Genomic DNA, 10,514 nt, shown 5'->3' with positions numbered 1-10,514 from the left:
GCTGCGCTTACCCGGGCTACTGTGCTCCCTTGCGCCGAAGGCGGAGGGGAGGGCGGGGGAGGGGTGCTTGAAAGCCTTTGCTTTCCCCACCAGTCCCGCCTAAAAAGACCCGACAAACGAATACGCAAGGAAGCACATGAAAACCCTGACCATCACCGCATTGCTGCTACTCGCTCTGAGCGGCTGCAACAAGGACGTGCCCGCCGCCGCCACGCCTGCGCCCACCCCGGCAACGGCCAGCAACAGCGAGAATGACATCGCTTCGGCCCGCGCCTTCCTCGGCCATATCTACGCCGGCTATCACCCCGACGCCGGGCTGGAGGCGATCCTGCCCGATGAAGACATCTACGCGCCGGTGCTGCTGGCAGCGATGGACGCAAACAGCGACGCCTATGCGGGCGAAGTGGGCTATCTGGACAATGATCCGCTCTGCGACTGCCAGGACAGCGCGCAGGACCTGCGCCAGCTCAGGTTCGATATCCAGCCAATGGCAGACGGCCAGCTGCGTGCCAGCACCCGGCTTGATGACCCCGAGCATCCTCTGGAGCTGCAGTTGACCCTGCAGCGCCAAGGCAGCAGCTGGCGGGTTGCCGATATCGCCACACCCAGCGTGCCCAGCCTGCTGCAGGCACTGCAGCGCGATACCGCGACGGCGACGAAAAGCGCCAAGCCTTGAGATGAAGGTGTTCGCAGCAGGGTATTTCAGCAACGTCCTGTAGTTGAGCGTGCTTGAACCCTTGGGGCGGTGGTCTCTGATGGTGTATCAGCTTCGCGGCTTACGCCGCTCCCACAAGAAGCTATGCCCATCGATGTAGCCTGGGCCGCACGACTGCTTGTATGTGGGAGCGGCGTAAGCCGCGAAGCTGACTGTGCTGGTCTCTTGGGAGCCTGCTATCTGACGGTGTATCTGCTTCGCGGCTTACGCCGCTCCCACAATAAAAATCCGATGCCAGATCTCTGGAATCGGATTTCGGGTGACGCGCTCAGTCGCGTAGCCCGGGTAAGCGCAGCGCACCCGGGAAACAGGGATCTGGAAGTCTTTCAGATTGTCAGCCAACAAGCCCCGGGTGCGCTGTGCTTACCCGGGCTACGGCAATCCGCCATAGGCGAGCCGGAGCGGCAGAAACACAAACCCCGGCATCGTGGCCGGGGTTTGTCTTTGCAACAGCCGATGGCGGCTTACTTGCGCTCAGGCAGCGCGTAGGCAATCAGGTAGTCGCCGACATCCGGCGAATGGCTGGCGCCGCCGGCCGAGATCACCACGTACTGCTTGCCGGTCTTCGGTGACACATAGACCAGCGGCGCAGCCACCGCGCCTACCGGCAGACGCACCTTCCACACTTCCTTGCCGGTGTCCGCGTCCAGCGCACGCAGGTAGTAGTCCTGGCTGCCGGCGAAGAACACCAGGCCCGATGCGGTGGAGGTGGGGCCACCCAGGGTCGGCATGCCGATCGGCATCGGCAGGTGGGTCTTGATGCCCAGCGGGCCGGTGTCCTGCACGGTGCCCAGCGGTACCTGCCAGACCAGCTGCTTGCTGGTCAGGTCGATCGCGCTCATGGTGCCGAACGGCGGGGTCGGGCAGGGCACGCCCAGCGGCGACTGCAGGATGTCGATCTTGACGCCGCCATAGGGGCCGGCCAGCTGCGGACGGATGGTGCCCATGAAGCCCGGCACTTCGTCGGTGGAGATCTTGTACTTCTTGGCTTCCTCACGGGTTACCAGCGACATCCGCAACGCCATGCGCATGTCGTTGACGAACATCAGGTTGCGCGTTTCATCAATCGAGATGCCGCCCCAGTTCATGCCGCCCAGCAGGCTCGGCCATTCGATGTAGGGCTGCTCGGTGGGCGGGGTGAACATGCCCTGGTAGTGCGAGTCCTTGAACTTGATGCGGCAGTAGAGCTGGTCGAACGGGCTTACGCCCCACATCGAACTCTCAGTCAGCGGCTCGGCACCGATCACCGGCATGCCCACCGACAGCGGCTGGGTCGGCGACAGGCGCTCGCCCTGGGCCTGCGGGCTGGTCGGAACCGGGGTTTCCTCGACCTCGGTGACGAAGGCGCCGGTGCGGCGGTCCATCACGAAGATGTGGCCGGTCTTGGTGGTCTGGATCAGCGCCGGCACCTTCTGGCCCTGCGCATTGGTCACGTCATACAGCACCGGCTGCGAGGGCACGTCGTAGTCCCACACGTCGTGGTGCACCAGCTGCTGGCTCCAGCGCAGCTTGCCGGTGCTGGCATCCAGCGCCACCACCGAGGAGCCGAACTTCTCCTTCACCGCATTGCGCTCACCGCCCCAGTAGTCGGGCGGGCCGTTGCCGGTGGGCAGGTAGACCAGGTTCAGTTCGTGGTCGTAGGTGGGGATGGTCCACACATTGGGGGTGGCCAGCTCGAAATCCTGCCCAGGCTGGGCCAGGTCATCGGGCTTGCCCACATCCCAGGCCCAGGCCAGCGTGCCGTCGCGCACGTCGAAGGCGCGCACCACGCCGGAGGGCTCACCATCCATGATGTCGCGCACCCAGCCGCCGATCACCGCCAGGTGGCCCATCACCACCGGGATCGAGGTCGGGTGGTAGCGCTTGCTGTCCTCGGTGGGGCCCATCTGCGGCTTCAGGTCGACATAGCCGTCGCTGCCGAAGCCCGGGCACAGGCTGCCGGTCTGCGCATCAAGCGCAAACAGGCGGGCGTCCACGGTGGACACCAGGATGCGCTGGCGGCACACCGTGTCGGTGTAGGCGGCCTTGGCGGCGGCCTCCAGGCTGCGGTCCTTGTCGATGTCGTAGTAGCCCACGCCACGGCAGGTCACGTGCTCGGCGGTGCGGGCCTTGGGGTCGAAGCTCCAGATCGCCTTGCCGGTGTCGCCATCAATGGCGGCCACCTTGTTCTCCGGGGTGCAGGAGTACAGGGTGGCGCCGATCTGCAGCGGGGTGTTTTCGTCCACGCCTACCGAGGTGCGGCGGCCGGTGTGGTAGGTCCAGGCCACCTGCAGCTGGTCCACGTTGTCGCGGGTGATCTGCGCGTACGGGGCGAAGCGGGTGCCGGCGGCATTGCGGCCGAAGAACTCCCAGTTGTCCGGATTGCCGTCACTGGGCTTGGCGGCGGCAGGGTTGCCGCTCAGTGCCACCGGGTTGGACAGCCCGCCATGCGGGAAGAAACCGGCGACCAGCGTTGCCAGCAGGGCCGCGAAGGTGACCAGCGCGCCGCCATTGCGCCAGCGGCGGGCGGCGTTGCCGGTGCCGGGGTAGCCCGCGCTGGACCACAGCGTCAGCATCAGCAGCAGGGCCGGCACCACCAGCCGTGGCAGCAGTTCCCAGTAGCCCAGCTTGGGGGCATCGAACAGCGCCCAGACCAGGGTGGCGGCAAACACCAGCAGAGACGCCGCCGCGGTCAGGCGCGAGCGCCGCAGCACCAGCACTGTCAGTACCAGGTAGGCCAGACCGGCCAGCAGGTAATACCAGGAACCGCCCAGGCTCAGCAGGCGGATGCCGCCGGTCAGCAGGGCCAGGCCCGACAGCAGCAGTACGAGGGCCATTAGAAGGCGGGGCAGGGAGCGCAGCAGGCTGCCGCGCGATGATCCAGATTGGTCGACCATGACTTGTCTCACTCGGGGGACGGGATCAGGGAAAGAGCGGCGTTGCCCCCGGCAGGGCGGGCCTGCGGGGCGGAAGGACGCTGTATGGGGAATCCCCTTCCGTCATGGAGACGGACCGATCTTTCGGTGAGTGCGACATATGTTGCGCCGCACAAACGAAATGGTGCCTGAGTGGTGGTCGAGGAAAGGTGACGCCGCATCCTGCCTATCCAGCGGACCCGGGCAGCCTCGCAGGCTTCGTGGCGCAACAAGCTGAATGAACTGGCGCGTCATCCACCCATGCCTGAAAATAACCCTTTCTAAAACAGTCGCTTATTCCGCTGCCCGACGTCGTCTTTGGCCGCGCTCAAGCCCTCTCCATGCCCTCCACACCCCCGGCTGGTAGCATGTCTACCCCGTAATCCAAGCGCAGTTCTGTAATGGCCGATTCCAAGAACCCATCCGTCACCCAGGCCCAGGCCGAAGATGCCGTGCGCACCCTGTTGCGCTGGGCCGGTGAAGATCCCGCCCGTGAAGGCCTGCTCGATACCCCGCGCCGGGTAGCCGAGGCCTATGGCGACTGGTTCAAGGGCTATCACGAGGATCCGCGCGAGTATCTGGCGCGTACCTTCGAGGAAGTGGCCGGCTACGACGAAATGATCGTGCTGCGCGACATCGAGTACGAAAGCCACTGCGAGCACCACATGGCACCGATCATCGGTCGCGTGCATGTCGGCTATGTGCCCAACGGCCGCGTGGTCGGCATCTCCAAGCTGGCACGCGTGGTCGAGGCCTATGCGCGCCGCTTCCAGGTGCAGGAAAAGATGACCGCGCAGATCGCCGATGTCATCCAGGACGTGCTGCAGCCGATGGGCGTGGGCATCGTGGTGGAAGGCGCGCATGAGTGCATGACCACCCGCGGCATCCACAAGCGCGGCGTCAGCATGGTCACCTCGCGCATGCGCGGTACCTTCCACGACGACGCGCGCACCCGTGCCGAGTTCCTGCGTTTCATCGAAGTCGGCCACGCCCGACGCTGAACCCAGGGAACGCGCGCGCTCGATGAAGTACCGCCAACGTATCGCCGGCTACCAGCGTCTGCGCGAGCAGCCGCTATGGAAACTGCTGGCCTCCGACCGTGCCCCGGTATTGGTCGGCCTGTTGCAGGGCCTGCTGCTGGAAGCCGACCGCCGCATTCCCGGCTCCATCCTCGCCGAGCGCCTGCAGCAGCAGCTGGACACGCTCAACGGCGAGGAGCTCGAACTCGAACTGCCGCGTACCGCGCAGGCCTATATCGCCTACTGGCTGGCCCAGGGTTGGCTGGTGCGGCGCCTGCCTGAGGGCGCGGCCGAAGAAGAGTACGAGCTGTCGCGGCAGGCGGTGCAGGCCATCCGCTTCATCGCCGGCATCGAGCACAACGCCAGCCTGGCCACCGAAAGCCGCCTGGCGATGGTGATGCAGCAGATCTCGCAGCTGGCCCAGCAGACCGAGGCTGATCCGGAAGCACGGCTGGCCGCGCTCAAGGCCGAGCGCGACCGCATCGACGCCGAGATCGCCCAGGTCGCCACCGGCAAGGTCAGCGCGCTGGATGGCAAGCGCGCGCTGGAACGTACCCGTGACGTGATCCGCCTGGCCGACGACCTGGCCGAGGATTTCCGCCGCGTGCGCGACGACTTCGAACAGCTCAACCGCCGCTTCCGCGAGCGCATCATCGACGACGAAGGCGCGCGCGGCGACGTGCTCGACCGCCTGTTCAACGGCGTCGACGTGATTGGCGAATCCGATGCCGGGCGCAGCTTCCAGGCGTTCTGGGACCTGTTGAACGACCCGCAGCGCAGCGCCGAACTCGATGTCGCGCTGGACACCGTGCTCAACCGCGGCTTCACCCGCAAGCTGGACCGCAACGAGCGCAACTTCCTGCGCAACTTCACCAGCACCCTGCTCGAACGCGGCGGCCAGGTGCACGAGGTGATGCAGCATTTCGCCCGCAGCCTGCGTGGTTTCGTGCAGAGCCGCGGTTACCTGGAACAACGCCGGCTCAACCAGCTGCTCAAGCAGGCGCAGGGCCAGGCCTTGCTGTTGCGCGAAGAGGTGCGGCCAACTGCGCCCACCGGCTTCGTGCTGCCGCTGTCGTCGGCGCGCATCCGTTCGATCGGCCAATGGCGCCTGCACGACCCGCGCACGCACCAGGTCGACACCGCCATCTATTACGCCGAAGCGGCCGAGATCACCCTGGATAGCGTCGGCGATCTGGTTGCGCAGTCGGAAATCGACGTGCGCACCCTGAAAGACAATCTCTTCATGCTGCTGGGTTCACGCCCGCGCCTGAGCATCTCGCAGGTATTGCGCGAGCGGCCGGCGCGGCAGGGCCTGGGCAGCGTCATCGGCTACCTCTCCATCGGCACCCGCCATGGCAGGGTGATGACCGACCAACTGGAAACCGTGGAATGGACCGGCGGTGACGGCGTGGTGCGACGCGCCCGCGTACCGCTGATCTGGTTCCTCAAGGAAAGACGCGATGAACTGGTCTGAGACCGAAACCGATAGCGAAGCCATCAGCGCGCCCGTCGCGCCGGCACCCACCTTGAGCGGCGGGGCATTGTTCGTCGGCGACAGCGGCCGCTTGCCGGTCGATGCGCGCCGCGCGCTGTGCCTGCTGCTGGCCGGCCCCAGCGTCGATGCGCAGCGCCAGCCGGCGCAATGGGCGGCCCTGCTGCGCAATGAAGACGAAGTACGCAGCCTGCTATGCGAGCTGTTCCTGGAGCTGGTGCTGGACCGGGATGGCGGCATCGCCTTCACCCGTCAGTTCGACACCGCCGAACTGGACTCGCCCAACCTGCTGCGCGCCGCACCGCTGACCTTCATCGAGTCGGTGCTGCTGTTGTTCCTGCGCCAGCAGCTCGCCGAAGCCGATACCCGCGGCGAACGCGCGGTGGTGGCCGAGTTCCAGCTGGTGGAGGCGATGAGCATCTACCAGAAGAACGTCTCCACCGACCAGGCTGGTTACGGCAAGCGTGTGGCCGCCGCCATCGCCAAGCTGCGCGAGAACCAGTTGCTGTCCAAGCTGCGCGGCAGCGAAGACCGCTACGAAGTGTCGCCGGCATTGAAGCTGCTGTTCTCGGCCGAGGACGTGCAGGTGCTGGTCGAGGCCTACCGCCAGCTGCGCGACGGCGATGCGGTCAGCGACGCGGTTGACGAAGAAGACACGACCAGCGGCACTGCCGCCGAATGATGCCTGGCACCCACGCCACGCTGACCAGAATGACCACCGCCGCGCGCCGCGTGGCGGCTGAAGGATGAGCCGTATGGAAACCACTTCCCACACCCTGCTTCCCACTGCCGCGTTGTTCAACGACCCGGCCAGCGATGCACGCGCGAACCAGTTCCGCATGCGCCGCCTGCAGGTGCTCAACTGGGGCACGTTCTCGGGCCTGACCGAAGTCCCCATCGCCGAGCGCGGCTTCCTGTTCGTTGGCCGCTCCGGCTCGGGCAAGTCCACCCTGCTCGACGGCATGAGTGCGCTGCTGACGCCGCCGAGCATCGTCGACTTCAACGCCGCCGCGCGCGAAGCCGAACGCTCCGGCCGCGACCGCTCGCTGGTGTCCTATGTGCGCGGTGCCTGGGCTGACCAGCAGGACAGCGAGTCCGGCGAGATCGCCACCCAGTACCTGCGCAAGGGCGCCACCTGGAGCGCCCTTGCGCTGGAATACCACACTGCCCGCGGCGACGCGGTGTCGATCGTGCGCCTGTTCTGGATTGCCGGCTCCGGCACCTCGGCCAATGACGTGCGCAAGCACTACATGGTGATACCGCGTCGTTTCGACCTGGCCAAGGAGATGGAAGGCTTCGACCTGGACCTGCGCAAGCTGCGCGGTCGGCTGGGCGAGGACGTCGGCCACTTCGACAGCTTCACCGGTTATGCCGAGCGCTTCCGCCACCTGCTGGGCATCGGCAACGACATGGCGCTGCGTCTGCTGCACAAGACCCAGTCGGCCAAGAACCTGGGCGACCTCAACGGCTTCCTGCGTGGCTTCATGCTGGAAGAGCCGCGCACCTTCGAAGCGGCCGACCGCCTGGTTGAAGATTTCGCCGAACTCGATGGTGCCCACCACGCTGTGGTCACCGCGCGCCGCCAGGTCGAGACGCTGACCCCGGCGCGTGATTTCCACCAGGACCTGATGACCCTGCGCAAGGGCGTGGCGACGCTGCGCGACCTGCAGATCGGCATCGACGGCTTCCGCGAAGAGAAGCGCCTGGAGCTGGTCAACGAGCGCCTGAAAGAAGTGGAGATGCTCGACCGCGGCCTGATGGGCGAGGAAGGGCAGCGCCGGCAGTCGCTGGACAACCACGAACAGAAGCTGGTCGAACTGGAACGCCAGCAGCGCGAGCAGGGCGGTGAGCGCATCGAGGAACTCGAACGCGAGCGCATCCGCGTCGAGCGCGAAGTCGAAGAACGCAGCCGCCGCCGCAAGCAGCTGGAAGGCGCCTGCCGCCAGCTCGGCATGGCCCTGGCCGATACCGCCAGCGGCTTCTCCGAGCAGGTGGAACAAGCGCGTGCACTGATCGACGGCACCAAGTCCGGCGCCGGCACGGTCGACGATGCCATTGCCGAGCGCATGGCCGAACGCCGCGATGACGAAAAGCGCTTTGCCGCATTGCGGGTGGAACTGGAATCGCTGAAGGCGGCCCCCAGCTCGATCCCGGCGCCGCTGCAGCAGCTGCGCATGCGTTTGTGCGACGACACCGGCCTGTCCGAATCGGCGCTGCCCTTTGTCGGCGAACTGATCCAGGTCCGCGAAGACCAGATCGGCTGGCGCGGCGCCATCGAGCGCGTGCTGCACGGTTTCGCGCAGTCGCTGCTGGTCGACGAGAAGAACCACCAGCAGGTGGCCGAGTGGGCCAACCGTACCCACCTGGGCACCAAGCTGGTCTACTTCCGCATCCGTGACAACGAGCTGCTGCATGCGCGTGAGCCGGAGAAGCGTTCGCTGATCCACAAGCTGCAGCTGCGCGACCATCCCTATGGCGATTGGGTCTACAACGAGCTGCAGCGCCGCTTCGACTACACCTGCGTGGAAAACGCCGGCCAGCTGCGCAGCGAAGATCGCGCGATCACCCGCGAAGGCCAGATCAAGCACCCGGGCGACCGCTACGAGAAGGATGACCGTCACGCGGTCAACGATCGCAAGCGCTGGATGCTGGGCCACGACAACCGCGACAAGCGCCGCGTGTTCGAACGCGAAGGCCAGGAGCTGGCGCAGCGCATCGCGCGCAGCGAAGCCGACGTGGCGATGCTGCGCAAGCAACGCGAAAGTGGCCATGAAAAGCAGTTGGCCGCGCATTCACTGATCGAGCGTGAGTGGGATGAGATCGATGTCGGCCCGCGCCTGCAGCGGCTGACCGATATCGACGAGCAGCTGCTGGACCTGCGCGAAGGCGACAGCGCCCTGGCCCGCATCGGCCAGCAGATTGAATTGACCCGCGGCCTGCGCGACCAGGGCAAGCGCACCTACGAAGACGTGCGTCTGGAACGCGCGCAGTTCTCGCGTGAGCGCGTGCGCCTGGAGCAGCAGCGTGACAACGGCCAGTCGCGCGTTTCCAGCGCGCCCCTGACCGAGTTGCAGCGCGAAGGCCTGGAAGCACGCCTGCAGATCCTGCCGGGCTTGAACCTGGAAACCCTGGAAAGCCACTTCCGGGTGATCGAGCGTGGCCTGGCCGAAGAACTCGGCAGCAGCCAGGGCCGCGATGCCAAGCTGACCCAGCACCTGCTGGACTGCTTCCGCAAATACACCCAGCAGTGGCCGGAAGACTCCGGTGACTTCACCGTGTCGCTGACCAGTGCCGACGATTTCCTCGCCCGCCTGACGCGCCTGGAAAGCGATGGCCTGCCGCGCCACGAAGGCCGCTTCTTCGAACTGCTGCAGACCCAGAGCAAGAACAACCTGCTGGCCCTGCAGCGGCACACCGCTGAAGCGCACAAGGCGATCAAGCAGCGCATGGACGAGGTCAACGCCTCGTTGGAGCAGGTGGCGTTCAACCGCGGCACCGTGCTGGCCATCGACGTGCACGACCGGCGCTTGCCGGAAGTGCAGGATTTCCAGCTGCAGCTGCGCGCGGTACTCACCCACCAGCAGACCGAAGACCGCTCGCTGGCCGAGTCGCAGTTCAATGTACTGCGTGACCTGGTGCGCCGCCTCGGTGCGCAGGAGCCGGAGCTGCGCCGCTGGCGCGAGCAGGTACTGGACGTGCGCCTGCATGTGGAGTTCATCGGTGTCGAGCTGGATGCCGAAACCCGCGAACAGGTGGAAATCTATCGCAGCGGCGCCGGCAAATCCGGTGGCCAGCGGCAGAAGCTGGCCACCACCTGTCTGGCCGCCGCCCTGCGCTACCAGCTCGGTGGCGAGGATGGCGAACTGCCGCGCTACGCCGCGGTGGTGCTGGACGAAGCCTTCGACAAGGCCGACAACGAGTTCACCGCACTGGCGATGAACATCTTCGAGAACTTCGGTTTCCAGATGGTGGTGGCCACCCCGTTGAAGTCGGTGATGACGCTGGAACCGTTCATCGGCGGCGCCTGCTTCGTCGAGATCAGCGGCCGCCACGACTCGGGCGTATTGCTGATCGAGTACGACGACGAAGGCAATCGCCTGAAACTGCCGGCGCGCGCACGCGGTGCGATGGCACAGGCCAGCGTCGAGGACGTGGTGGACGTGCAGGTTGCTGCTGACGCAGTGGCTGCGCCGAGTGAAGTGGCCGATGCTGAGCTTGAGGCGCCGGCTGTTGAAGCTTCAGTGGAAGTGGAAGCAGAGCCGGAAGCCAAGCCCGCAATCAAGAAGGCTGCGAAGAAGTCTTCGACGAAGAAGAACATTCCGGCCTGATAGTCAGGGCACCGAGGCTTTCCCTTCCCCCGCTAGCGGGGAAGGTGCCCGAAGGGCGGAAGGGGG

At 66.1% G+C, this 10,514-nt stretch carries 5 protein-coding genes and 1 pseudogene; 5 read left to right on the top strand and 1 reads right to left on the bottom strand.

The annotated features are described in order from the left end of the window. Window positions 1-136 precede the first annotated feature (136 nt). Window positions 137-676 carry a DUF3828 domain-containing protein gene (locus tag ABB27_RS18815; RefSeq protein WP_057630838.1) on the top strand — a complete coding sequence of 180 codons (540 nt, stop codon included), beginning with the start codon at window positions 137-139 and terminating at the stop codon, window positions 674-676. A 503-nt stretch (window positions 677-1,179) separates the two neighbouring features. Here the strand turns inward: ABB27_RS18815 and ABB27_RS18810 are convergent. Next, window positions 1,180-3,531 (bottom strand): membrane-bound PQQ-dependent dehydrogenase, glucose/quinate/shikimate family, encoded by a 2,352-nt coding sequence (locus tag ABB27_RS18810; RefSeq protein WP_244479272.1) that lies wholly within the window; start codon window positions 3,529-3,531, stop codon window positions 1,180-1,182. 479 nt (window positions 3,532-4,010) lie between these two features. Between ABB27_RS18810 and folE the strand changes: the two genes are divergently transcribed. The 4 genes and pseudogenes from folE to ABB27_RS18790 form a co-directional block, all read left to right on the top strand. Beyond that, a complete protein-coding gene (gene folE, locus ABB27_RS18805; RefSeq protein ID WP_057630834.1) occupies window positions 4,011-4,610 on the top strand; it encodes a GTP cyclohydrolase I FolE in 600 nt (199 codons plus the stop codon). A gap of 22 nt (window positions 4,611-4,632) precedes the next feature. Beyond that, on the top strand, window positions 4,633-6,102 hold the full coding sequence (locus ABB27_RS18800) for a DUF3375 domain-containing protein (RefSeq protein WP_057630832.1): 1,470 nt from the start codon (window positions 4,633-4,635) through the stop codon (window positions 6,100-6,102). Further along, window positions 6,089-6,802 carry a DUF4194 domain-containing protein gene (locus ABB27_RS18795; RefSeq protein WP_057630830.1) on the top strand — a complete coding sequence of 238 codons (714 nt, stop codon included), beginning with the start codon at window positions 6,089-6,091 and terminating at the stop codon, window positions 6,800-6,802. The genes ABB27_RS18800 and ABB27_RS18795 overlap by 14 nt, the downstream gene beginning before the upstream one ends. 73 nt (window positions 6,803-6,875) lie before the next feature. Next, a pseudogene (locus ABB27_RS18790) lies at window positions 6,876-10,433 on the top strand (ATP-binding protein); the annotation flags it as partial. Window positions 10,434-10,514: the final 81 nt, after the last annotated feature.

The organism is Stenotrophomonas terrae, from assembly GCF_001431465.1.
GTDB lineage: Bacteria > Pseudomonadota > Gammaproteobacteria > Xanthomonadales > Xanthomonadaceae > Stenotrophomonas > Stenotrophomonas terrae.
The sequence above is the reverse complement of the archived record's forward strand: the minus strand, read 5'-3'. Positions and strand labels throughout refer to the sequence as shown.